Origin of the sequence: Janthinobacterium darwini (genome assembly GCF_051380905.1) — a bacterium.
Classification (GTDB): Bacteria; Pseudomonadota; Gammaproteobacteria; order Burkholderiales; family Burkholderiaceae_D; genus Janthinobacterium.
The window spans coordinates 189,172-212,732 of record NZ_JBNYXX010000002.1 but is presented as its reverse complement, the minus strand read 5'-3'; the positions used below and the strand labels follow the sequence as shown (position 1 = coordinate 212,732).

Annotated in this window: 21 protein-coding genes and 1 pseudogene; 11 read left to right on the top strand and 11 right to left on the bottom strand. The window is 63.4% G+C overall.

What is annotated here, in order from left to right:
- The first annotated feature begins 25 nt into the window (after nt 1–25).
- The 7 genes from kdpF to ACQ4WZ_RS16405 all read left to right on the top strand — a co-directional run bounded on the left by kdpF (nt 26) and on the right by ACQ4WZ_RS16405 (nt 8,988).
- Nucleotides 26–115: a K(+)-transporting ATPase subunit F gene (gene kdpF, locus ACQ4WZ_RS16435; RefSeq protein ID WP_034746483.1), complete on the top strand. Its 90-nt coding sequence runs from the start codon at nt 26–28 to the stop codon at nt 113–115.
- Nucleotides 115–1,920, top strand: a complete 1,806-nt coding sequence (kdpA, locus tag ACQ4WZ_RS16430; protein ID WP_101482812.1) for a potassium-transporting ATPase subunit KdpA — start codon at nt 115–117, stop codon at nt 1,918–1,920. The genes kdpF and kdpA overlap by 1 nt, the downstream gene beginning before the upstream one ends.
- 9 nt (nt 1,921–1,929) lie before the next feature.
- Nucleotides 1,930–4,008: a potassium-transporting ATPase subunit KdpB gene (gene kdpB, locus ACQ4WZ_RS16425; RefSeq protein ID WP_133989271.1), complete on the top strand. Its 2,079-nt coding sequence runs from the start codon at nt 1,930–1,932 to the stop codon at nt 4,006–4,008.
- A 10-nt stretch (nt 4,009–4,018) separates the two neighbouring features.
- Nucleotides 4,019–4,594 (top strand): potassium-transporting ATPase subunit KdpC, encoded by a 576-nt coding sequence (kdpC, locus tag ACQ4WZ_RS16420; protein WP_101482810.1) that lies wholly within the window; start codon nt 4,019–4,021, stop codon nt 4,592–4,594.
- A 76-nt stretch (nt 4,595–4,670) separates the two neighbouring features.
- Nucleotides 4,671–7,412, top strand: a complete 2,742-nt coding sequence (locus ACQ4WZ_RS16415; protein WP_436573985.1) for a DUF4118 domain-containing protein — start codon at nt 4,671–4,673, stop codon at nt 7,410–7,412.
- Nucleotides 7,409–8,107, top strand: coding sequence for a two-component system response regulator KdpE (gene kdpE, locus ACQ4WZ_RS16410; protein WP_010401402.1), 699 nt, complete (start codon nt 7,409–7,411; stop codon nt 8,105–8,107). Before ACQ4WZ_RS16415 ends, kdpE begins: the two co-directional genes overlap by 4 nt.
- A gap of 131 nt (nt 8,108–8,238) precedes the next feature.
- Nucleotides 8,239–8,988, top strand: a complete 750-nt coding sequence (locus ACQ4WZ_RS16405) for a TorF family putative porin (protein WP_101484729.1) — start codon at nt 8,239–8,241, stop codon at nt 8,986–8,988.
- Nucleotides 8,989–9,046: 58 nt separating this feature from the next.
- Here the strand turns inward: ACQ4WZ_RS16405 and ACQ4WZ_RS16400 are convergent, their stop codons facing one another.
- Genes ACQ4WZ_RS16400 through ACQ4WZ_RS16390 form a run of 3 tightly spaced genes read right to left on the bottom strand, consistent with a single transcriptional unit; the run spans nt 9,047 to nt 10,909 of the window.
- The gene (locus ACQ4WZ_RS16400) at nt 9,047–9,589 is read right to left on the bottom strand and encodes a division plane positioning ATPase MipZ (RefSeq protein ID WP_101482808.1); all 543 of its coding nucleotides are present in this window, start codon (nt 9,587–9,589) and stop codon (nt 9,047–9,049) included.
- On the bottom strand, nt 9,567–10,604 hold the full coding sequence (gene dapA / locus ACQ4WZ_RS16395) for a 4-hydroxy-tetrahydrodipicolinate synthase (protein WP_101482807.1): 1,038 nt from the start codon (nt 10,602–10,604) through the stop codon (nt 9,567–9,569). The genes ACQ4WZ_RS16400 and dapA overlap by 23 nt, the downstream gene beginning before the upstream one ends.
- A complete protein-coding gene (locus ACQ4WZ_RS16390; protein WP_243857931.1) occupies nt 10,601–10,909 on the bottom strand; it encodes a hypothetical protein in 309 nt (102 codons plus the stop codon). The genes dapA and ACQ4WZ_RS16390 overlap by 4 nt, the downstream gene beginning before the upstream one ends.
- Nucleotides 10,910–11,128: 219 nt before the next feature.
- Between ACQ4WZ_RS16390 and ACQ4WZ_RS16385 the strand changes: the two genes are divergently transcribed.
- Both ACQ4WZ_RS16385 and ACQ4WZ_RS16380 read left to right on the top strand, forming a co-directional pair.
- A complete protein-coding gene (locus tag ACQ4WZ_RS16385) occupies nt 11,129–12,121 on the top strand; it encodes a gamma-glutamyl-gamma-aminobutyrate hydrolase family protein (RefSeq protein ID WP_101482806.1) in 993 nt (330 codons plus the stop codon).
- On the top strand, nt 12,118–13,197 hold the full coding sequence (locus ACQ4WZ_RS16380) for an alginate lyase family protein (RefSeq protein ID WP_436573984.1): 1,080 nt from the start codon (nt 12,118–12,120) through the stop codon (nt 13,195–13,197). Before ACQ4WZ_RS16385 ends, ACQ4WZ_RS16380 begins: the two co-directional genes overlap by 4 nt.
- 13 nt (nt 13,198–13,210) lie before the next feature.
- Here the strand turns inward: ACQ4WZ_RS16380 and ACQ4WZ_RS16375 are convergent, their stop codons facing one another.
- The 8 genes and pseudogenes from ACQ4WZ_RS16375 to ACQ4WZ_RS16340 all read right to left on the bottom strand — a co-directional run bounded on the left by ACQ4WZ_RS16375 (nt 13,211) and on the right by ACQ4WZ_RS16340 (nt 22,635).
- The gene (locus tag ACQ4WZ_RS16375) at nt 13,211–15,682 is read right to left on the bottom strand and encodes a TonB-dependent siderophore receptor (RefSeq protein ID WP_436573983.1); all 2,472 of its coding nucleotides are present in this window, start codon (nt 15,680–15,682) and stop codon (nt 13,211–13,213) included.
- 95 nt (nt 15,683–15,777) lie between these two features.
- Nucleotides 15,778–16,557: a FecR family protein gene (locus ACQ4WZ_RS16370; protein ID WP_436574174.1), complete on the bottom strand. Its 780-nt coding sequence runs from the start codon at nt 16,555–16,557 to the stop codon at nt 15,778–15,780.
- 54 nt (nt 16,558–16,611) lie between these two features.
- Nucleotides 16,612–17,094 (bottom strand): annotated as a pseudogene (locus ACQ4WZ_RS16365) (sigma-70 family RNA polymerase sigma factor); the annotation flags it as partial.
- A gap of 205 nt (nt 17,095–17,299) precedes the next feature.
- A complete protein-coding gene (locus ACQ4WZ_RS16360; RefSeq protein WP_101482803.1) occupies nt 17,300–18,430 on the bottom strand; it encodes a YbdK family carboxylate-amine ligase in 1,131 nt (376 codons plus the stop codon).
- Nucleotides 18,431–19,618 carry a cation:proton antiporter gene (locus tag ACQ4WZ_RS16355; protein WP_166674688.1) on the bottom strand — a complete coding sequence of 396 codons (1,188 nt, stop codon included), beginning with the start codon at nt 19,616–19,618 and terminating at the stop codon, nt 18,431–18,433.
- Nucleotides 19,619–19,930: 312 nt separating this feature from the next.
- Nucleotides 19,931–21,100 carry a vWA domain-containing protein gene (locus ACQ4WZ_RS16350; RefSeq protein WP_436573982.1) on the bottom strand — a complete coding sequence of 390 codons (1,170 nt, stop codon included), beginning with the start codon at nt 21,098–21,100 and terminating at the stop codon, nt 19,931–19,933.
- Complete coding sequence (locus ACQ4WZ_RS16345; protein WP_436573981.1) at nt 21,094–21,756, bottom strand: GNAT family N-acetyltransferase; 663 nt, start codon at nt 21,754–21,756, stop codon at nt 21,094–21,096. The genes ACQ4WZ_RS16350 and ACQ4WZ_RS16345 overlap by 7 nt, the downstream gene beginning before the upstream one ends.
- 9 nt (nt 21,757–21,765) lie before the next feature.
- Nucleotides 21,766–22,635 carry an AAA family ATPase gene (locus ACQ4WZ_RS16340; protein ID WP_099376505.1) on the bottom strand — a complete coding sequence of 290 codons (870 nt, stop codon included), beginning with the start codon at nt 22,633–22,635 and terminating at the stop codon, nt 21,766–21,768.
- 233 nt (nt 22,636–22,868) lie between these two features.
- Here ACQ4WZ_RS16340 and ACQ4WZ_RS16335 point away from each other — a divergent pair, with 233 nt between their 5' ends.
- Complete coding sequence (locus ACQ4WZ_RS16335) at nt 22,869–23,198, top strand: c-type cytochrome (protein WP_046684254.1); 330 nt, start codon at nt 22,869–22,871, stop codon at nt 23,196–23,198.
- A gap of 14 nt (nt 23,199–23,212) precedes the next feature.
- The gene (locus ACQ4WZ_RS16330) at nt 23,213–23,554 is read left to right on the top strand and encodes a c-type cytochrome (protein WP_071075485.1); all 342 of its coding nucleotides are present in this window, start codon (nt 23,213–23,215) and stop codon (nt 23,552–23,554) included.
- Nucleotides 23,555–23,561 lie beyond the last annotated feature (7 nt).

Here is a 23,561-nt window from a genome sequence, read left to right as displayed (position 1 = left end):
CCTGCGACAAATTAGGGAGCGTCAAATGAACGCGTTTTATGTGCTGGGCGCCGTCGTGTCGGCTGGCCTGCTCGTGTACCTGCTGGTGGCACTGTTGAAGGCGGAGGAACTGTGATGACGACGCAATCGATACTGTTATTGGTGGCCTTCCTGGTTGTACTGCTGGCCGCCGGCTATCCGCTGGGCCTCTACATGGCCAAGGTGGCCGGCGATGGCCCCGTGCGTGGCCTGGGCTGGCTGCAAAAGCTGGAAAACCTGCTGTACCGCTGGTCCGGCCTGCCTGCCGATAAGGCCATGGGCTGGAAAAGCTATGCCATCGCCCTGATCGTCTTCAATACCGTGGGCGCCGTCTTCGTCTACGGCCTGCAGCGCCTGCAGGGCTTCTTGCCACTTAATCCACAGGGCCTGGGTGCCGTCAGCCCCGACTCCTCGTTCAATACCACCGTCAGCTTCGTCGCCAATACCAACTGGCAGGGCTACGGCGGCGAACAGACCATGAGCTACCTGACCCAGATGCTGGGCATGGCATGCCAGAACTTCTTTTCGGCGGCCACCGGTATCGCCGTGATCTTCGCGCTGGTGCGCGGTTTCGCCTCGCGCTCGGGTAAATCGATCGGCAACTTCTGGGTCGACCTGGTGCGCTCCACCCTGTACATCCTGCTGCCGCTGTCGCTGGCCTTGTCCGTCGTCTTCATGGGCGAAGGCATGATCCAGAACTTTTCCGCCTACAAGGAAGTGACGCTGCTCGACCAGGTGGCGTATGAAACGCCGAAAATGACGGCCGATGGTCAGCCCGTGGTGGATGCCGCCGGTAAGCCCGTAATGGAAGCACAAGTGGCGACCACGCAGACGATCGCCATGGGCCCCGTCGCGTCGCAGGAATCGATCAAGCTGCTGGGCACGAATGGCGGCGGCTTCTTCAATGCCAATTCCTCGCATCCGTATGAAAATCCGACCGTGCTGTCGAACTTCCTGCAGATGCTGGCCATCTTCATCATTCCCGCCGGCCTGTGCTTCACGTTCGGCAGCATGGTGGGCGACCTGCGCCAGGGCTGGGCCGTGCTGGCCGCCATGACCCTGATCTTTGTCGTCATGACAGCCGGCGTGATGAGCGCCGAGCAGCAAGCCAATCCCGCTTTGCAGGTCTTGGGCGTGGACCAGCAGGCCAGCAGCCTGCAATCGGGCGGCAATATGGAAGGCAAGGAAACGCGCTTCGGCATCAGCTCCTCGACTCTGTTCGCGGCGGTGACGACGGCGGCATCGTGCGGCGCAGTCAATTCCATGCACGACTCCTACATGCCCCTGGGCGGCATGGTGCCGCTGCTGCTGATGCAATTCGGCGAAGTGATTTTCGGCGGCGTGGGCACGGGCCTGTACGGCATGCTGATGTTTGCCATCCTGGCCGTCTTCATCGCCGGTCTGATGATAGGCCGCACGCCTGAATACCTGGGCAAGAAAATCCAGGCCTATGAAATGAAGATGGTGTCGCTGGCCATCCTGGTCACGCCAGCCCTGGTGTTGACGGGCACGGCGATCGCCGTGATGGTCGAACCGGGCAAGATCGGCGTGGCCAATCCCGGCGCGCACGGCTTCTCGGAGATTCTGTACGCCTTCACGTCGGCGGCAAACAATAACGGCAGCGCGTTTGCCGGGCTGTCCGCCAACACGCCGTTCTACAACGTGATGCTGGCGATCGCCATGTGGTTCGGCCGTTTCGGCGTGATCGTACCTGTGCTGGCAGTGGCCGGTTCGCTGGCGGCCAAGCAGCGCCTGTCGGCCAATGCCGGCACCATGCCTACGCACGGCCCCATGTTCATCGGCCTGCTGATCGGCGTGGTGGTGCTGGTCGGCGTGCTCAATTACGTTCCCGCGCTGGCCCTGGGCCCGATCGTCGAACACCTGCAACTTTTTACAAAATAAGAGGCTACCATGTCACGCACAAGCCTGACCTTGTTCGATTCCGCATTGATTGGCCCTGCCATCGTCGATGCGTTCAAAAAACTTGACCCCCGCACGCAGTGGCGCAGCCCCGTGATGTTCGTCGTCTACGTGGGCAGCATCATCACGACCCTGCTGGCCATCCAGGCCCTGAACGGCCAGGGTGAAGCGCCGTTCGGCTTCATTGTCGCCGTCGCCGTGTGGCTGTGGTTTACCGTGCTGTTCGCGAACTTCGCCGAAGCGCTCGCCGAAGGCCGCAGCAAGGCCCAGGCGGCCTCGTTGCGCGCCCTGAAGCAAACGGTGATGGCAAAGAAAATGCAAACGCCGAAGTACGGCACCTCCTGGCTGCCCACGCCGGCAACCGACCTGCGCAAGGGCATGACGGTGCTGGTCGAGGCGGGTGACGTCATTCCCGCCGACGGCGAAGTGACGGCCGGCGTGGCCTCCGTCGACGAGAGCGCCATCACGGGCGAATCGGCACCTGTGATCCGCGAATCGGGCGGCGATTTCTCCGCCGTCACGGGCGGCACCCGCGTGCTGTCGGACTGGCTGCTGGTGCGCGTTTCCGTCAACCCGGGCGAAGCTTTCATCGACCGCATGATCGCCATGGTCGAAGGCGCCAAGCGCCAGAAGACGCCGAATGAAATCGCCCTGACGATCCTGCTTGTGGCTCTGTCGATCGTCTTCCTGATCGTCACTGTGACCTTGCTGCCGTATTCGCTGTTTTCCGTGGCGGCAGCCGGCAGTGGCACGCCCGTTACCATCACCGTGCTGATCGCGCTGCTGGTGTGCCTGATTCCGACCACCATCGGCGGCCTGCTGTCGGCCATCGGCGTGGCTGGCATGAGCCGCATGATGCAAGCCAATGTGATTGCCACCTCGGGCCGCGCAGTGGAAGCGGCGGGCGACGTGGACGTGCTGCTGCTCGATAAAACGGGCACCATCACCCTGGGCAACCGCCAGGCGTCAAGCTTTGTGCCTGCTCCCGGCGTGACGGAGCAGCAGCTGGCCGACGCGGCGCAATTGGCATCGCTGGCCGATGAAACGCCGGAAGGGCGCAGCATCGTCGTGCTGGCCAAGCAGAAGTTCAACATCCGCGAACGCGAGATGGCCAGCCTGCACGCCACCTTCGTGCCCTTCACGGCGCAAACGCGCATGAGCGGTGTGGATATCCCTGGCGAACAGCAGGTGCGCCAGCTGCGCAAGGGTGCGGCCGATTCCATGAAAAAGTATGTGGAAGCGCTGGGCGAGCCGTATCCGGCCGAGGTGGCGCGCGCCGTCGACGATATCGCGCGCCGCGGCAGCACGCCGCTGGTCGTGGTCGACGATGGCCGCGTCATGGGCGTCGTGGAACTGAAGGACATCGTCAAGGGTGGCATCAAGGAGCGTTTTGCGGAACTGCGCCGCATGGGCATCAAGACCGTCATGATCACGGGCGACAACAAGCTGACGGCTGCGGCCATCGCAGCCGAGGCTGGCGTGGACGATTTTCTCGCCGAAGCGACACCGGAAGACAAGCTCAAGCTGATTCGCAGCTACCAGTCCGAAGGCCGCCTGGTGGCCATGACGGGCGACGGCACCAATGATGCCCCGGCGCTGGCCCAGGCCGACGTGGCCGTAGCCATGAACTCGGGCACGCAGGCGGCAAAAGAGGCTGGCAATATGGTCGACCTGGATTCGAACCCGACCAAGCTGCTGGAAATCGTTGAAATCGGCAAGCAGATGCTGATGACGCGCGGTTCGCTGACGACGTTCTCGATTTCGAACGACATCGCCAAGTACTTCGCCATCATCCCGGCCGCCTTCGTAGGCACCTATCCGCAGTTGAAGGCGCTCGACATCATGCACCTGGCCAGCCCCGCCTCGGCCATCATGTCGGCTGTGATCTTCAATGCACTGATCATCGTCGTGCTGATCCCGCTGGCCCTGAAGGGCGTGCAATACCGGGCCATCGGCGCGGCCAGCCTGTTGCGTCGCAATCTGCTGATCTACGGCCTGGGCGGCATCATCCTGCCCTTCATCGGGATCAAGTTGATCGACATGCTGCTGTCCGCACTCAATTTAGTCTAAAGGAACCATCATGAGCACTATCGTACGTCCCGCCCTGGTCCTGTTTGCCGCACTGACCGTGATTTGCGGTGTCGTCTATCCGTTTGCCACGGCCGGCATCGGGCAGCTGGCCTTCAACGATGAAGTCAATGGCAGCATCGTCGAGCGTGGTGGCAAGCCCGTCGGTTCGATGCTGATCGGCCAGTCCTTCACCTCGCCCAAGTATTTCTGGGGCCGTCCATCGGCCACCGCGCCGATGGCCAACAACGGTGCCGGTTCGAGCGGCTCGAACCAGGGACCGACCAATCCGGCCCTGGTGGACGCCGTCAAGGCGCGCATCGCCGCGCTGAAGGAAGCTGATCCAGGCAACACGCGCGCCATTCCCGTCGACCTGGTGACGGCATCGAGCAGCGGCCTGGACCCGGAAATCAGCCTGGCGGCAGCCTTGTACCAGGCGCCGCGTGTGGCCCGCGTACGCGCAGTGCCGCTGGCGCAGGTGGAAAACGCCATCGCCAAGGTACAGAAAACCGCGTATATCGGCTTTTTCGGCGAACCACGGGTGAATGTGCTGGAACTGAATCTGGCGCTCGATGCGGCCGCGAAGTAAGATGATATCGGGGTCAGACCCGTCGGGTCTGACCCCAGCCCTTGTTCTTGGGCTAATCGACAATTAAAAGATACCCATGCTCCCCAACGACAGCCAACGCCCCGACCCTGATGCCCTGCTGGCGCAAGTGCAGGCACAGGAAAAGAAAGCCGCGCGCGGCCGGCTGCGCATTTACTTCGGCGCATCGGCCGGCGTCGGCAAGACCTATGCGATGCTGGCCGCCGCCCGCAAACTGCTGGCCGATGGCCAGGATCTGCTGGTGGGCGTGGTGGAGACGCATGGGCGCCAGGATACGGCCGCCCAGCTTGACGGTTTGCCCGTACTCCCCTTGAAGGCGATCGAATACCGGGGCAAGACCCTTTTCGAGTTCGACCTGGACGAGGCCCTGCGCCGCGCGCCGTCGCTGATATTGATGGATGAACTGGCCCATTCGAACGTGGCCGGTTCGCGTCATCCGAAGCGCTGGCAGGATGTCGAGGAGTTGCTTGCGGCCGGCATCGACGTGCTGTCGACCGTGAATGTGCAGCACCTGGAAAGCCTCAACGATGTGGTGGGCGGGATCACGGGCGTGCGCGTGGCAGAAACCCTGCCTGACACAGTGTTCGACCGCGCCGATGAAGTGGTGCTGGTCGATATTCCGGCTGATGAATTGCTGCGCCGCCTGAAGCAGGGCAAGGTATACCAGCCGCAGCAGGCCGAGCGGGCATCCCAGCATTTTTTCCGCAAGGGTAACCTGATCGCCCTGCGCGAACTGGCCTTGCGCCGCACGGCGGACCGGGTGCAGGACGACGTGCAGGCTTACCGCGTCGAGAAATCCATCAATTCCGTTTGGAAGACGGGCGCCGCGCTGCTCGCCTGCGTGGGGCCGCACGCGGGTGGCGAACACGTTATCCGCAGCACGGCGCGCCTGGCCAGCCAGCTGAATGCCGAATGGCACGCGCTGTACGTGGAAACGCCGCGCCTGCAGCGTCTGCCGGCGCGCGAACGCGAACGCATCCTGAAAACGCTGAAACTGGCGCAGGACCTGGGCGCACGCACGGCCATTGTGCCGTCCGCCGACATCGCCGGCGCCGTGGTCGAGTATGCGCGCAGCGCGAATATATCGAAAGTCATCGTAGGCCGTGGCCGCGCCGGTGCGCTGGCGCGCTTGTGGCATGCGCCGCCCGCCGTGCGCATGGCCACTTTGGCACCCGATATCGATTTGATCGAAGTAGGCTTGCCGCCAGCGGATGCGGCGCCCCGGCGCGCGCCGGGCGAGGATGCGGAGGCGACGCGCAGGCCATCGCGCCATTGGCGCTACATACTGGCCGCCGGCGCCAGCCTGGGCACGGCCCTGGCCTCGGTCCCCCTGCAACCCTACCTGGACCTGGCCAATATCGCCATGCTGTCGCTGCTGACGGTGGTGCTGGTGGCCGTGCGCCTGGGGCGCGGGCCGGCGGCGCTGGCCAGCCTGGTGGGCGTGGCCTGCTTCGATTTCATTTTCGTGCCGCCCCGCTTCTCGTTTGCCGTGGGCGATTTTCAGTATGTGATCACCTTTGGGGTGATGCTGGCCGTGGGCCTGATCACAGGCCACCTGACGGCCGGCCTGCGCTTCCAGGCACGCGTTGCATCGCACCGCGAAGCGCGCGCCCGCGCCCTGTACGAGTTTTCGCGGGAATTGTCCGGCGTGCTGCAGACGGAGCAGATTTTCGATATCACGAAAAGCGCCATCGAGCGGGCTTTCCGCGCACGCGCCTCCTTGCTCCTGCCTGATGACGAGGGCAGCCTGCAGACCCCGAACGGAAGCGAGGCGCTGGACATGGGCATCGCGCAGTGGGCCTTCGACCATGCGCAGGCAGCTGGCACGGGTACCGATACCTTGCCTGCTTCCCCCATTTTCTACCTGCCGCTGATCGCGCCGATGCGCACGCGGGGCGTGCTGGCGCTGTTGCCGCTGGAGGCTGCCCAGCACGGGCGCTGGCTGCTGGTACCGGAGCAGCGCCAGCACCTCGATACCTTTGCCGCCCTGGCGGCCATCGCCCTCGAGCGCGTGCATTACATCGACGTGGCCCAGGGTGCGCTGCTGCAGATGGAGTCCGAGCGCCTGCGCAACTCTCTGCTGGCGGCACTCTCGCACGACTTGCGCACGCCATTGACGTCGCTGGTGGGGCTGGCCGAATCGCTGGCCCTGTCCAGGCCGGCGTTGTCACCTGCGCAGCTGGACATGGCGCGCTCGCTGCAGTCCGAAACCGTGCGCATGAGCGCCCTGGTGGCGAACTTGCTGGACATGGCGCGCATCGAAAGCGGACAGGTGCGCCTGAACCTGCAATGGCAGGCGCTGGAAGAAGTGGTGGGCAGCGCGCTGCGCGCCAGCGGCCCGCAATTGCTGCAACATGCCGTGCAGACGCAGCTGGCGCCGGATTTGCCGCTGGTGCGCTACGACGCCGTGCTGATCGAGCGCGTGCTGTGCAACCTGCTGGAAAACGCGGCCAAGTACACGCCGCCCGGCAGCACCATCACGGTCGCGGCCGGGGTGCACGGCCAGTTCCTGCAGGTGAGGTTGTTTGACGATGGCCCGGGCCTGCCGCCTGGCCGCGAAGAAGCCATCTTTGAAAAATTCACGCGCGGCGAGCGCGAATCGAACAAGCCGGGCGTCGGACTGGGGCTGGCCATCTGCCGCGCCATCGTCGAAGCCCACGGTGGCACCATCCACGCGCAGCCGCACGCGCCGGGACAGGGCGCTGCCATCGTGTTCAGCCTGCCGCTGGGCACGCCCCCTGCGCCGCCAGAGATAGAACTCGATGACGCCAACGACTATGAAACAGGAAAACCATCATGAACGAACCTTCCGCCACCGCCTTGCTGGTTGAGGATGAGCCGCAAATCCGCCGCTTCGTGCGTGCCGCGCTGGAGGACGAGGGCTGGCAGATTTTCGAGTCCGCCACCATGCAGCGGGGTCTGATCGATGCCGGCACTCGCCGGCCCGACATGATCGTGCTGGACCTGGGCCTGCCCGACGGCGACGGCATCGACTTCATCGCTGACATCCGCAAATGGTCGGCCGTGCCCATCATCGTGCTTTCGGCGCGTGTCGACGAAGAGGACAAGATACGCGCGCTGGACGCGGGCGCCGACGATTACCTGACCAAGCCGTTCGGCGTTGGCGAGCTGCTGGCCCGCGTGCGCGCCACCTTGCGCCGTCAGCGCCAGCCTGCCGCCAGCGACGATGGTGTGGTGCAGTTCGGCGACGTGCGGGTCGACTTGAAGGACCGGCTGGTGACGCGCAACAAGCAACTGGTGCACATGACGCCAACGGAATTCCGCTTGCTGTCGGTACTCGTGAAGAACGCAGGCAGGGTGGTCACCAATCCGCAACTGCTGCGTGAAGTGTGGGGGCCATCGAATAGCGAAAACGGCCACTACCTGCGTATCTACATGGGGCATCTGCGCCAGAAGCTGGAAGCCGACCCGGCCCAGCCGCAGTACCTGCTGACGGAAACGGCTGTCGGCTACCGCTTGCTGCTGCCGCTCTAACAACTGTTAATCCCCTGTTGGAAAACGGGCGCCGCGCGCGCCGGGGGGACGCTTTACCCATTGTTTTGCAGCGGCGGGCCAGCTGCGCCATGTTGGCAAAGGCCCATACCACCCATGAAGAAGAAAAAACCATGAATAAAATGCTACTTGCACTTGCCGTCGCCACCGCCTTTACGGGCAGCCTGGCCCATGCGGAAGAGGCCAAGCCCGATAATGAAGTCAGCTTCAACGTGGCCGGCGTGTCCGACTACCGTTATCGCGGCATTTCGCAGACGCGCTTGAAACCCGCGCTGCAGGGCGGCGTCGATTACGTCAACAACCCCACCGGCCTGTATGCGGGCGCCTGGGCCTCCACCATCAAGTGGACCAAGGATGCGGGCGGCAGTGGCGACGTGGAAGTGGATCTGTATGCGGGCAAGCGCGGCCAGTTGACGGCCGATATCGGCTATGACGTGGGCGTGCTCGCGTATGTGTATGCGGACAATGGCTTGAAGGGTATCGCCGGCCTGGCCGACGCGGATACGCAGGAAGTCTACGGCCAGCTGTCGTATGGTCCCGCCTATATCAAGTATTCGCACGCCGTCTCCAACCTGTTCGGTATCGTCAACAGCAAGAACAGCGGCTACCTGGACATTGGCGCGAATATCGACCTGACGAACGGCTGGACCGGCACCCTGCACGCTGGCCACCAGAAGGTCAAAAACAATGATGCGTCGAGCTACACGGACTGGAAAGTGGGCGTCACGCGCGATTTCGGCATCGTGACAGGCGCGCTGGCCGTGATCGGCACGAACGCGGGCAAGTCGGCCTATGCGTCGCCGGTGAATGGCAAATTCATGGGCAAGACAGCGCTGCAACTGACGGTCAGCAAAACGTTTTAATTGACGGAGATAAAAGGAGAGGCGGCGCATGCGCCGCCTTTTTTTTTTGCATGCCGAGCTAGGCTGGCAGGTTAAAGACGGCGCAATACAGCTGTCCCAGGCTGACCACGCGGGAGGCGGGAATCTGTGCGGCCAGGGCATGGGCGGGGGCCGCTTGCGTGTCCGTCGCCAGCAGGACGCGCAGGTCAGGATTGACGCTGCGCGCGTGCGCGATGCGGCGCGCCAGGCAAGCCTGCGCGGCGCCGTCCACGACACCGTCCAGCGGCACCACCAGCACGCGCGCGGCGATCAGGGCCGAGCGGCTGCCCATGGAGTCGCGGCCTTCGCTGTCAATGACGATGTCATGGTAGCAGTTCACCAGGTGTTCCAGCTCCGGCTGCAGGCCCTTGGCGCTGATGGCACGCGCCATCAGGCTTGGCCGCGTCATGCTGCCGTGCTTGGCCCCGTCGTGCATATTCCTGGCCTGCTCCATGGCTCCCTGGCGTGGATCGGCATCGAGCAGCAGTACCTTGCGTCCGGCCAGCGCGCGCGAGGCGGCCAGCCGCCCGGCCAGGATGGATTTCTCCATCCCCCCGCGTTCATCCGTGATGGCGATGATCATCTTGGCGCACGGCTGGCATCAGGTTGGCGGCGGAGATCAGTTGCAGCAAACAGCCTTCGCGTGGCGCGTCCCTGTCGCCGGCTGTCCATACGGGCAGTGCCATCAGTGGTTCGAGTGCTTCGGCCAGCTTGTGCTTGCCGGCCGAAGACATCGGCGTCATCGGCAGTCGCAGCTCGTCGCGCACCTTGCCCTGCATGGCCAACGCCGCCTTCACTGGGCCAGGATTGGGTTCGGCAAACAGCAGGCGGATGACGGGCAGCATGACCTTGAACAGGGCGCCGGCGGCGCCGTGGCGGCCCTGCTTGACCAGGTGGTACAGCTGCGCATACAGGTCGGGGCGTATCTGGGCGGCGGCCGACATGGCGCCATGGCCGCCCATGGAGAGGCTGGCCAGCAGCAGCGCATCGTCGCCGCACAGCACGTCCAGGCGCGTGTCGAGCAGCAGTTCGCCCAGTTGCTGCAGCTTGCCACCCGCTTCCTTGATGGCGACGAAGTGCGAGTCGCACGCCAGCAGCGCCGCCGTCTGCGGTTCGATATTGACCCCCGTGCGGGCAGGAACGTTGTACAGCACGATGGACTGGTCGGTGGCGGCGGCGATGGCCTGGAAGTGGCGCACGATGCCGTCTTGCGAAGGGCGTACATAGGACGGTGCCGAGACCAGCAGACCGGCCAGCGGATGGTCGTGATAGCGCTGCACCGTGGCGACGACGCCGCGCGTATCGCTGCCACCCACGCCCATTACGACGGGGAAGCGGGGACCGATGGCTTCGAGTACGCTTTCGAGCAGCATGGTTTGCTCCGTGGCGCTCAGCATGGCCGCTTCGCCCGTGGTGCCGCACACCACCAGGCCATCTATGCCGCTGGCGGCCAGTTCGCTGGCCAGCTGCTGGGCGGCGTCGAAGTCGATTTCGCCATCGCCATCACGGAATGGCGTGACCATCGGCACCCAGATGCCCTGGAAATGCGCGGTAATGCGCGATGAAGACATCGCCTGCTCGCAGGAGTACTGGTTCATGACGATTTCCCCTGGCTGATGCGGCCAAATTCCGCCGCCGGCAGCAGGCGCATGACGGCATCCATGGTCAGGCGCAGGGCCGGCTCCGTCACGCACAGCCATACCTTCATGCGTTCGGCGTGGTCGACCGCCTCGACGCGCATGAACGACAGCATGCCGCCGCACGTCTTGACGACCAGCTGGCGCAGCTCGGCCAGGCAGGACTTGTCGACCGTGATATGCATGAGGAAAGTGGGCAGGCGGGGGTGGCGGTGGGGCAGTGCTTGATGTGCTTGATGCGTTTGCAGGCGTGAATGGGGTTCCATGGTGGCTTTGCAGCGGTGGTTGAGGTACGTTCAAGATTAGCAGCGGGGGCGTAAAGATTCTCTAAAAAGCGAGGCCGCCCGCGTAAACGGGCTGTATGCGCTGGGCCGCGGAATTGTTGCGTGGATGCGCCGCACATGTGCTTTTGTTACAAAATTGAATCGTGCTTTGGGAGGCAGGGGTTTATATTGAAAACGTCTCCGCTTTCAGTCAGCCTTGCCATGTCAGACGAAAAAGATCCCCAGCATTCCCCTTCCCCCGATCCAGCGCCGCCGGCGCGACCCGACCGGGTCGGCAGGGCACCCGATGATGAGCACCGTGCGCGCGATGCGGCGCCCCGCTACCTGAAGGATAACGACACGCCGCTGGCGCTGGCTTGGCGGGTGATCTCGTCGCGCTACCGCTCGATGCGCGACAAGGCCAGCCGCGATTTCATGCGGCGTACTCTGCGCATCGGCATCTCGGCACGCATTTTCCACCCGGAGCCGGGCGCCACTGGCCTGCGCAGCAAGAACCTGCAATACCTGGAAGAGTCGATCGCCCAATGGGTCATGTCGCGCGACGTGCTGGTGTTCATGATCCCGACGGTCAATACCAGTGGCCAGCTACACCCGAGCAATATCACCTTGCGCCACTATGCGCGTCACCTTGACGGCCTGGTGCTGCAGGGCGGCGCCGACGTCTCGCCGCAGACCTATTCCGAGGCGGCCACACGGCCCGAATGGAGCGGCGACCGCGCGCGCGACCTGTACGAACTGGAACTGCTGCACGAATTCGTCGATGCCGGCAAGCCCGTGCTGGGCATATGCCGCGGCTGCCAACTCATCAATGTGGGCTTTGGCGGCACCCTGTACCAGGATATCGCCTCGGACGTGGATGGCGCGACCTCCCACGTCAACGACCTGTATGACCGCCACCGCCACACCATCGTCTTCCCGAAAGGCTCGTCCCTGGCGGGCCTGTTCCCGAAGACGGGCGAGGCGCTCGTCAATTCCATTCACCACCAGTCGGTCAAGGACCTGGGGCGCGATATCACCGTGGAAGCGTATTCGCAAGGGGACAATATCGTCGAAGCCATCCGCTACCAGCGGGCGCGCTTCGTCATGGGCTTGCAGTGGCACCCGGAATTTCATTCGGCGGGCGGCGTCGAGTTGCTCGACTGCACGCCCATCCTCGATAACTTCTTGCGCGCGGCGCGGGAAACGCGGTTTTGAGCGCGCACTTTACGCGCCGGCGCACCTTGCTGGGCGGCCTGCTGGCGCTGCCCCTGGCCGGCTTGCGCGCCGCGCCGCACCCGCGTGATAGCGCGCCGCCGTTTGCGCTGATGTCCGCGGCGCGCACCCGCACGCTCAAGGCGCGGGTGGCGCCGGCCGTTGCCGAACAGGTGCTCAAGGCGGCGCGCAAGGATGCAGCACGGCCCGTGCACCTGATGGCCGAAGTGCGCACGGGCGGCTTGCTGAAGGGCGAGGGCGGGCGCGAGACCAGCCAGCAGGCGCAGGAAGACTGGCGTCAGGCACGCTTGCAGGCGCTGGCCTGGAGACTGTCGGGCGAGATGGCGCATTTCGAGGCAGCGCGCCAGCTGTTGCTGACCTGGAGCGGTTCTTATCAGCCATCGTTCAGCCCTGTCGATGAGACGGAGCTGGCCAGCCTGTTGATGGGCTTTGACCTGGTACAGGAGCGTTTGAGCGGCGTCGAGCGCGAGCAGGTGCACGTGTTCTGCCGCACCCTGGCGCAGGGGTATCTGAGTGATCCCATCAAGGTGGGCGGTCCGTCCACGGCGCGCAACAACTGGCATAGCCACCGCATCAAGATCGGCACGGCCGCCGCGTATGTCACGGGCGAGGCCTTGCTGATTGCGCGCGCGAAGGAGCGCTTCCTGGCGCACGTGCCGCGCAATATCGGCGCAGGCGGCGTGCCCTTCGACTTCGAGCAGCGCGACGCCCTGCATTACACCACCTACAGCCTGGAGCCGCTGCTGACGACAGCTCTGATGGCGCAGGCGCATGGCGATGACTGGTATGACGCGCCGGAAGCGCGGCGCCTGGCCGAGGCGCTGGCCTGGCTGGCGCCGTATGCGCAGGGCAGAAAGACGCACGAGGAATTCGCGAAGAGCGCTGTGCCCTTCGACCGCAAGCGCGTGGCGGCCGGTGAAAAGGGCTTTACGGGGAAATGGGAGCCGAAGGGCGCCGCCAATGTGTACCTGCTGGCGGCGCGCTTCGATCCCGCTTACCTGCCGTTGGCGCTGGAATTGCGCCCGCCAGCCTGGGCGCTGGCGCTGTACGGTGCTTAGTGAGAACTTCGCGTTAGAACTTCGTGCGCACGGTGAACATCACATTGCGCGGTTCGCCGTAGAAGCCCGTCTGGAACAGGCCCAGTCCCGTGAAGTACTTCTTGTCCAGCAGGTTGTTCACGTTGACGCTGGCCGTGACGTTCTTGCTGATCTCGTAGCGCGCCATCAAGTTGACCAGCGCGTAGCTGCCCTGCTTGATGCGTGAATAGTCCTCGATGGCGGGATTCCAGATATTGCCGTAGTAGCTGCTTTGCCAGTTGATGCCGCCACCGACGGTCAGCTTGTCCAGGCTGGCCGGCAGGCGCCACGTGCCTTGCACGCGCAGCAGGTGGGCAGGCTGCGTGGTTTGCAGCATGGTGGAAAACACGTCCTTGCCATCCGCGTCGCGCACGTGGGTGTAGGTATAGCCGGCGCTCAGCTTCACATCCCTGGCCACTTCGCCCGTCACCTCCATTTCCACGCCGCGGCTGGTGACGCCGTCGATGGCTTTATACGCTTCTTCGCCGTTGACTTCGCCCACAGAGCTGGCCACGTTGCTTTGACGGATCTGGAACAGGGACGCGCTGGCATTGACCTTGCCGTCGAGGTACTCCGCTTTCACACCCGCTTCAAACCCCTTGCCGCGCACGGGCGATAGAAACCGCCGGTTGATGTCGCGATTGCTCTGCGGTGCGAAGATGCTCGTGTAGCTGCCGAACACGGAGTATGTCTTGTCGAGGTCATACACGACGCCCGCATACGGCGTGATGACGTTGTTTTCTTCGATGCGCGAGGTGATGCGTGCGGTGCCGGCGTCGAAGAAAGTGCGGTCCTGTTCCTGCTTGTAGTTGCTGACGCGCGCGCCGACGATGACGGACAGCGCATCGACGGGATGCAGGCGCGCGGCGCCATACAGGCCGCTCTGGCGCGTGCGGTCGTTGTCGTTACCCAGGCGCTTGAAGGCCGGTTCCGCATACTGGCCGCGCCAGTGGAAATAGCTGCCATCGAGGGGTGGATAGATCGATTCGTAGACGGGGCCATCCTGCTTGGCCGTCGAGGTGGAATAGCCGATCATTGCTTCATGCTGGCGACCGAACAGGGTAAACGGGCCGCTGGCGTCGACGTTGACTGTGCTCTGGCGGCGGTCGCCCTTGTATTTTCCCATGAAGAAATAGCTACCTTCGCCTGTGTCGGGGCGTGGGTTGCCGCCGCTGGCCGACCCGAGAACGCTGTCATGCTTGCTGCGCAACTGGTTGGCGCTCAATTTCATTTTCCACTCGTTGGCGAAGCTATGTTCCAGCGACGTGAACAGAGTGGTGTTCTGCATGTCGCGGCGGCTCCAGTCCGTAGCCGGGTTCCACGCGGTGGGGAAATCGGTGCGCGAACCATCGGAAAGCAGCAAGGGGAAGCCCGTCCAGGTGGAGCCGCGTGGCTTGTAATCCTGGTGCGTGAAGCCGGCCGTCAGCAAGGTGACTGGTGTCAGGTCCGCCTCGATGATGCCGTAGGCGACGGATTTCTGCTGCGTGTAGCGGTCCAGGTAGGAGTGCTTGTCCTGGTAGGCGCCCACCAGGCGGCCGCGCAGCGTGCGGCTGTCATTCAGGGGGGCGGAGATATCGGCTTCGCCGCGGTAGTTGTCCCACGAGCCGGCGCCCAGGGTGGCCGAGCCCTCGAAGTGGGCGGTGGGGCGCTTGCGCACCATGTTGACGGTGGCCGATGGGTCGCCCGAGCCGCTCATCAGCCCCGTAGCGCCCTTCAGCACTTCGATGCGGTCATAGATGGCCATGTCGCTATTCGTCGTGCCCCAGTCGTAGACGCCGTCATAGATGGCCGACACGCCATCGTACTGGAAATTGGTAACAGAAAAGCCGCGGGCCTGGAAACTCCAGCGGTCACTGTCATAGTTTTGCACGCTCACGCCATTGACGTTTTTCATGACGTCGGAAACGGCATTGCTGTTCTGGTCTTCCATCTGCTGGCGCGTGACGATGGTCAGCGATTGCGGCGTTTCACGCTGCGTCAAGGCCAGGCCCGTGGCTCCGCTGGCGGGGCCGCCAGTGTAGTTGCCCGTGCCGCTGGTGGCGGCGCTGCGCTCGGCCGCCGCCACCACGGTGACGCCGCTCATGACGGTCACGCCACGGCTGTCCGCCGTGGGTGCGCTGGCGCTGGCGGGGATCTTTTGCAGCAGGTAGCCGCCATTCGATTGCGGCACGGCTTGCAGGCCGCTGCCGGCCAGCAGCACGCGGAAACCGTCTTGTACGTCATAGCTGCCTTGCAGGCCGGCGCTGCGCAAGCCTTGCGTAGCCTCGCTGGAGAACGACAATAAAATGGCGCTGTCGCTGCCGAAGCGCGTCAGCACGTCACCGAGCGGGCCGGCGGGGATGCCATAGACGCGTACTTGCTGGCTTTGTGCCAGGGCTGGCGCCGGCAGGGCCAGGGCCATGCCGATCTGCGACAGGGCGCAGGCCAGGACGGTGCGGGTAAGGAGGGAACGCGAAGCGTGGTACATGGAATAAAGCCTTTCGTGGATGCGCAAGATGGAGACTGCCTATCTACCAAGTCACGCGAGCACGGCGAAACAGCTCACTTTGCTGAAAATATTCTTCAGTGGGCCGCCAATTCGATGCGCACCACCTGATTGCCCCAGAAGCGCGTGACCGTATTGCGCCGCAGTTGCAGGCTGGCGCTGACGGCGTCGAGGATGGCGCCCACATCGGCCAGTGGGTAGGAACCGGACACGCGCAGGTTGGCGACGGCGGGCGTACAACGCAGTGGATGGTCGCTGTAGCGCGACAGCTCGGCGAGGAAATCGGCCAGGCGCATGTCGCGCGCCACCAGCATGCCGTCCAGCCATGCGCCGCCATACGGTGCCAGCGCCTGGCGGTGGCAGCTCGTGCCGTCGAAATGGGCGCCTTCTCCTGGATGTAGCACCAGGCGCTGTGCGCCATCGCCGGCCAGCACGGCGACGGCGCCTTCGAGCACGCCGGCGCTGGCGTATTGCTGGTGCAGGCGCACGGTGAAACGCGTGCCCAGCGCCTGCAGGCTGCCATGCCGTGTGTCGACGAAGAAGGGGCGTTGTACTGCATCTTTGCCGGTGGCGATGAAAATTTCACCGGCCAGCAGTTCAATACGGCGCTGCGCGCCGCTGTAATCGAAATTCACGGCGCTGCTGGTGTTGAGCGTGAGCTGCGTGCCATCATCGAGGGTCACGACGCGGTGCTGGTTGACGCCCGTGCGGTAATCGGCTGTCCAGTCGCGCCAGGGGCTGCGGCGTTCGAACGCATACAGCGAGGCGCCGCAGGTCAGCAGCAGGGCCAGGGTCTTGACGGCATGGCGGCGCGGCGCATTCGCTTGCACGCAGGCGCGCAGCAGGGTCGCGTGCATGGCGGGCGGCAGATGCTCGTGCTGCGTTTGCAGCTGCTGCCACGCCTGGGTGGCGCTGCCGGCCCGCTGCAGATGGCGTTTCACTGTGGCCAGCGAGATGCCGAGTTGGCGCGCGATGTCTTCCTGCGGCAGCTCGTCGAGCTGGCGTAGCAAGAAAGCCCGTTTCACGGGGGGCGGCAAGCCGTCGAGCATGCAGTCGAGTTCAAACACGGTGGCCAGCAGCATTGCCCGATCTTCCGGCGACGGTGTGTGCAGGGGCGGCAGTTGCGCCAGCACGTCCAGGTAGGCCTGTTCCAGCTTCTGGCGACGGTAATGGTTGAACAGCACGCGTTGCGCGACAGTGGCGAGCAAGGCGCGCGGTTCGCGCGCGGCGACGGCGTCTTCGCGGTCGAGCAGGCGCATGAAGGTGTCTTGCGCCACATCGGCCGCGCAGGCCGTACTGCCGAGTTTTTTACGCAGCCAGCCCTGCAGCCAGCCGTGGTGGTTGGCATACAGTGTCGCGATGTCCTGGCGTCGTAGCGGCTCTGCCAGCGGCATCGCGTTCCCCTTGCATGGCCGGTCCGGGTGGACTGGTGTTTTTAAACAATAATAAGAATCATTCTCACTTATTGTAACAAGCGGGGGTGGGGGCTGTAAATGACGGGGAGGCGGGGTGTGGTTTTTTGGTTGACGTTGTTGAATGCTGGGGTCTGACCCGGCGGGTCAGACCCCATGGACGCGACGTTGGCTGGACTGGACAGCGTCAATAATTCATCGGCTCACCGCGAAAACATCGGATTGCCGAGTCGACCATGCCCTCGGCGCTGCCCTGAAGGCTGTGCTGTTTGCGCAGGTATTGCGCGTCACTCCATTGCTTGGCCACGTCCGACAGGTGTTTCAAGGCCGGTGTGCTGCCCAGCGCCTCGGCATGCGGCTCCATCTTGCGCAGGGTGGTCATGATGTCTTCGCGCAGCGACATCGTCTCATAGGTTTTCGGATGCGTGATGGCGCCATCGAGGCCAAAGCGGCAAGCCTGGAAGCGGTTGTAGTTGTATACGAGGTAATCGTCTTCCACAGGCGGCGCTTCCTTGCGTTCGAGCAGGTAGCGGCACAGCGCTTGCAGGTAGGCGGCCAGCGCGGCGGCCCGCTCCACTGTCAGCGGCGTGTCGCATACGCGCAGTTCAATGGTGCCGAACTCCGGCTTGGGGCGGATATCCCAGTAAAAATCCTTCATGCTCTTGATGATGCCCGTGTTCTCCATCTTGGCGAAGTACTCGTTGGAGAACTGGTCCCAGCTCAGTGTAAAAGGCGCACGCCCGCTCATGGGAAACGCGAACACGGAGTTCAGGCGGGCCGAATCGAACAGGGTGTCGCGCCCCTGCACGTAGGGCGAAGACGCTGACAGGGCGATGAAGTGGGGGATGTAGCGGTTCAGAGAATGCAGCAGGAACATGGCGTCATCGCCCGAGGCGCAGCCGATGTGCACGTGTTGGCCAAAGATGGTGAACTGCTTGGCCAGGTAGCCGTACAGTTCCGAAATCTCCTGGAAGCGGGGCTTAGAAAAGATCTTTTGCGACGACCATTGCTGGAACGGGTGCGTGCCTCCGCCCGCAATGCCTATATTGAGCTTGTCGCCGGCCGTGATCAGCGTGTCGCGGATTTCCTGCAACTGCTCCAGCAGGGGGCCGTGATGCGTGTGCACGCTCGAGTTAATCTCGATCATGCTCTCGGTGATTTCCGGCGTGACGTTGCCCGGGAACGGTTTTTTATTCAGCAGGTGCAGCAGATCGGGGCTGGCAGCCGTCAAATCATAGTCCGACAGGTTCACCAGTTGCAGTTCGAGTTCGACGCCGAAGGTCAGCGCGGCCGATTGGCCAAAGGGTTCCAGCGGCATTTAGCGCTCCTTGATTTCATGGGTTTCTTTAGCCAGCATCAGCACGCGCTGCACCAGCACGGGCCCGACCAGTTCCAGGCCCAGGGTGACAGCGGCCAAGGCGTTCAATTCGTCGCCGAAGTTCACGCCGTGCTGGCGCGCGTGTTCCAGCAGCAGGATGATGAAAACGGAGACGGGCGTCAGGGCCACGCCCGTCAGCACGCCCTTGCGCCAGGAAATGCCGCTCACATGCGAGAACGCGGCCACGCCGACGACTTTCGTCAGCAGGCGCCCGCCGACGACGGCCAGGGCCAGGCCCGCGCCGGCCGTCACGCTGGCCCATTCCAGGGTCGAGGCGGCATAGACGAACAGCAGCACCGTCAGCAGTTCGCCCAATGCGCCGAAATTGCGCTGCGCCTGGCTGAAGGCGACGCGGCGGTGGCGCGCCACCAGGCCAAAAGTGAGGGTGGCCAAAAGCGGTGACAGGCTGGTGGTATAGGTGAGGGCGACGAGCAGCATCACTGACAGGGCAAACGCCACGGTGGCATCCTGCGCCATATTGCCCAGGCGGCGCAGCATGGCCGGCACGACGATGCCGAAGACGGTGCCAGCGGCCACGGAGGCGGCCAGCACGGCGGCGCTGCTGCTGCTCGCTTCGATCAGGTCGGTGGAGCTCTGGAACATCCAGAAGCCGACGATGATGTTGAACGTAAAGACGGCCAGCACGCAGTTGAGCGCCGTCAGGTGGACGATGCGCTCCGTGACCTGGCCTGAGCTGCGTTCCTCGTTGATGACGCGCATGATGGTGGCCGGCGAGGTGGACATGGCCAGAGAGGCCAGCAGCAGCGCCGTCATCGAGGTGCTGCCGAATTCGATGCCGATGAAGTAGACAACGGCAAAGGTCAGCAAGGATTCGACCAGGCCCGTGACGGCGATCCACGGATTGTTCTTCAGCCAGCGCAGGTTGATGCGGTAGCCCACCTCGAACAGGATCAGGCCGAAGGCCACGTCGGCCAGCACCAGCATGGGGCCGGCGTCCGTCTGCGGCAGTACGCCTACCTGCGTCTGCGCGAGGACGAAACCGATCACGCCATAAAAACTGATGCGTGGCAGGCCAGTCCAGCGGTGGCCGAATTCGCCCACCACCCAGGCCAGGGTAATGGCGAACGGCCAGGACAGGTCGGCGGCGATCGAGATCAGACTTTGCATGCTCATTCCTTTGAAAATGGCGCTGGCACCTGCCGGCAGCACGGGGCTGGCGCGGCAAGGTCGTGGTGCAGCGATGGTGCATAGTTTGCGCAGAGCGATGCGCCGATTCTACCGGAGCAGAAGGCGCGCACGATGTGCGCAATCGAACAGTGTCGCAGCCATGGCGGCCGCGCACAGGATGCAGCAGGTTAGGGCAGGGCTGGTATCAGCGTATGGTACCCGCCCGCAGCGGAGATGCTCCGCACGGTAGTTTCGTGTCGCAGTGTACGGCATGGCGGCCCCCTGCCGCCATGGACTTTTTGTTGCGTGCTTTTATTTACTGAGCAGACGCATGCCCCGTTCCAGCCCGTCGATCGACAGGGGGAACATGCGGTTGTTCATCAATTGCCGCATCACGCCAATCGACTGGCGGTACTGCCACAATCCCTCCGACTCGGGATTGAGCCAGATGAATTTCGGGAACGCCTGGGTAAAGCGTGCCAGCCAGGTCGATCCCGCTTCTTCGTTGTTGTATTCGACCGAACCGCCCGGCTGCAGGATTTCATAGGGGCTCATGGTGGCGTCGCCGACAAAAATCAGCTTGGTATCGGGCGGATACTTGCGTAGCACGTCCCAGGTGGGAAAGCGCTCGGCATTGCGGCGCCGGTTGTTCTTCCACAGGGTGTCGTAGACGCAGTTATGGAAGTAAAAGAACTCCATGTTCTTGAATTCCGTCTTCGCCGCCGAAAACAGTTCCTCGGTGCGCTCGATATGGTCGTCCATGCTGCCGCCCACATCAAACAGCATCAGTACCTTGATGCGGTTCTTGCGTTCGGGCCGCATCCGGATGTCGAGGTAGCCCGCGTTGTTGGCCGTGGCGGCGATGGTGGCGTCCAGGGCCAGTTCGTCTTCCGCGCCTTCGCGCGCGAATTTGCGCAGGCGGCGCAGTGCCACCTTGATGTTGCGCGTGCCCAGTTCCCGCTCGCCGTCGTAATCCTTGTAGCTGCGCGCTTCCCACACTTTCACCGCCGTGCGGTTGCCGCCCTTGCCGCCGATGCGGATACCTTCCGGATTTGTGCCGCCATTGCCGAACGGCGAAGTACCGCCCGTGCCGATCCACTTGCTGCCGCCCTCGTGGCGTTCCTTCTGTTCCTTCAGCAGCTCGTTCAGGCGGTCCATCAGCTTGTCGTAGCCGAATTTCTCCAGCTGCGCCTTCTGCTCCTCGGACAGCTCGCGCTGCATGCGCTTGAGCAGCCAGTCGAGTGGAATCGCCGCGTTCGTGTCAAAGGCCGCGTTGACGCCCTTGAAGTACTGGGCAAACGCGCGGTCGAACTTGTCGAAATGGGCTTCGTCCTTGACCAGGGTCAGGCGCGCCAGATAGTAGAAATCGTCCATGGAGGCGTCGATGACGTTCTTTTGCAGCGCTTCGAGCAGGGTCAAAAATTCCTTGATCGAGACGGGAATCTTCGCATCCTTGAGCGTGAAGAAGAAATCGATCAGCATGGCGCTTCCTCTGTCCCTGCCGCGGTCCCTTCGCCTCCTGCGCAAGGCAGCGCGGCGACAGGGCGCTGCGCCAGCTTGTAACGCAGGTGGGCGGCGATCTCGGGCCACTCGCCGCGCGTGATACTGTACATGACCGTGTCGCGCACGGTGCCGTCGCGGCGCAGCGCATGGTGGCGCAGCACGCCATCCTTTTTCGCGCCCAGGCGCTCGATGGCCGCCTGCGAGGCATGGTTGAAATTATCGGTGCGAAAACCCACCAGCGCGCAGCCGAGGGCCTCGAAGGCGTGCGCCAGCAGCAGCAATTTGCAGGTGGTGTTGACGTGGCTGCGCTGGCAGCGCTTCGCATACCAGGTGTAGCCGATTTCCAGGCGTCCAATACTTGGCACCACGTCGTGGTAGCTGGTGGTGCCGAGCACCTCGCCGCTGGCCACGTCGATGACGGCAAAGGCGAAGCGCGCGGGGCGCATCTCGATTCCCTTGAAAATGTACTGGTCCACCTGGTCCGGTTCGGGCACGGAGGTAACGCGCAGATTCCACAGTTCGCCATCCCTAGCCGCCGCGCGCAGGCCGGGCGCGTGGTGCGGCGCCAGCGCTTCGAGGCGGATGCCGTGCAGTTCCAGGGGCACGAAGACTTTGTCCGGACTGATGTCGTTCACCGGAGCTCCTTAGCGGTTGGTGCGCGACATGAACATCAGGCGCTCGAACAGATGCACGTCCTGCTCGTTTTTCAGCAGCGCGCCATGCAGGGGCGGCACGACCGCCTTGTTGTCCTTGCTGCGCAGCGCTTCGACGGGGATGTCCTCGGCCAGCAGGAGCTTGAGCCAGTCGAGGAATTCCGACGTCGAGGGTTTTTTCTTCAGGCCTGGCACGTCGCGCACTTCATAGAAGGTTTGCAGCGCCTGGGCCAGCAATTCCTGTTTCAGGTGTGGGTAGTGGACGGCGACGATCTGCTCCATCGTGTCCTTGTCCGGGAATTTGATGTAATGGAAGAAACAGCGGCGCAAGAAGGCGTCCGGCAATTCCTTTTCATTGTTCGAGGTGATGATGACCAGCGGGCGGTGGCGCGCCGTGACCATTTCGCGCGTCTCGTAGACATAGAATTCCATCCGGTCCAGTTCGCGCAGCAGGTCGTTCGGGAATTCGATGTCGGCCTTGTCGATCTCGTCGATCAGCAACACCACCGGTTCGGGCGCCGTGAATGCCTGCCACAGCACGCCCTTGACGATGTAGTTCTGGATGTCGCGCACGCGCTCGTCGCCCAACTGGGAATCGCGCAGGCGCGAAACGGCGTCGTATTCGTACAGGCCCTGCTGCGCCTTGGTAGTCGATTTGATATGCCATTGCATCAGCGGCATGTTCAGCGCGGCGGCCACTTCTTCTGCCAGCATGGTCTTTCCCGTACCCGGTTCGCCCTTGATCAGCAGCGGGCGCTGCAGGGTCAGCGCCGCGTTCACGGCCAGTTTCAGGTCGGCGGTGGCAACATAGCTGTCGGAACCTTCGAAGCGTTGGCCTTGCTGGGTGTGCTGTGCTTGCATGAGCGGTCTGCCAAAGTAGGGAAATGGAGAGTATAAACAGAACTGTGGCGCACCGCCACGCGGACGGGCTGTGCCTGCCTGCCTACAATGCGGGTTTTATAGGTGGACTTGCAAGAATATCTTGGCTAGAATCGGCAAGCAGCAGATTAATTGTCAACCTTAATTGTCAACACATAAGATCAATAAAAACCAGCTCTGGCGTTTCTCCGATTACCTTTGTTCACATTGCCACTATGAAAAAAATATTTGCACTTCTCGTGCTTGCCGGCATAGCAAATGCCGTCACAGCGGCTGACATTGTAGGAAACGCCAAGGCAGCCCCTGCCAAGGTGGAAATGTGTATCGGCTGCCACGGCATTCCCGGTTACAAGGCGACCTTCCCCGAAGTGTTCCAGGTGCCGATGATCGGTGGCCAGCCGGCAAAATATATCGAGAATGCGCTGCAAGCCTACAAGAAGGGCGACCGCAAGCACCCGAGCATGAAGGGCATCGCCAGCAGCCTGTCCGACCAGGATATCGCCGATGTCGCCGCGTATTATGCGCAACAAGCCAAGCCGAACTGAGGATCAGCCAGATGATGAAAACACTACTCGCCGCCCTCGTATGCGCCACTGTCTCGTTCGGCGCCAGCGCCGCCGGCAATATCAACACGGGCAAGGCTTTGGCCGAAAAATACAGCTGCGCCACCTGCCACGGCAAGGATTACGGCTCGCCCATCGATCCGTCGTACCCAAAACTGGCGGGCCAGCACAAGGATTACCTGGAACACGCCTTGACGGCGTATAAACGGGGCGACAAGGCCAATGGCCGCAATAACGCCATCATGACGGGCCAGGTGAAACCGCTGAGCAACCAGGACATCAAGGACTTGGCCGCCTATCTGCACAGCTTGCCGACCACCCTGGTCATTCACCGCTGAGCGGTAT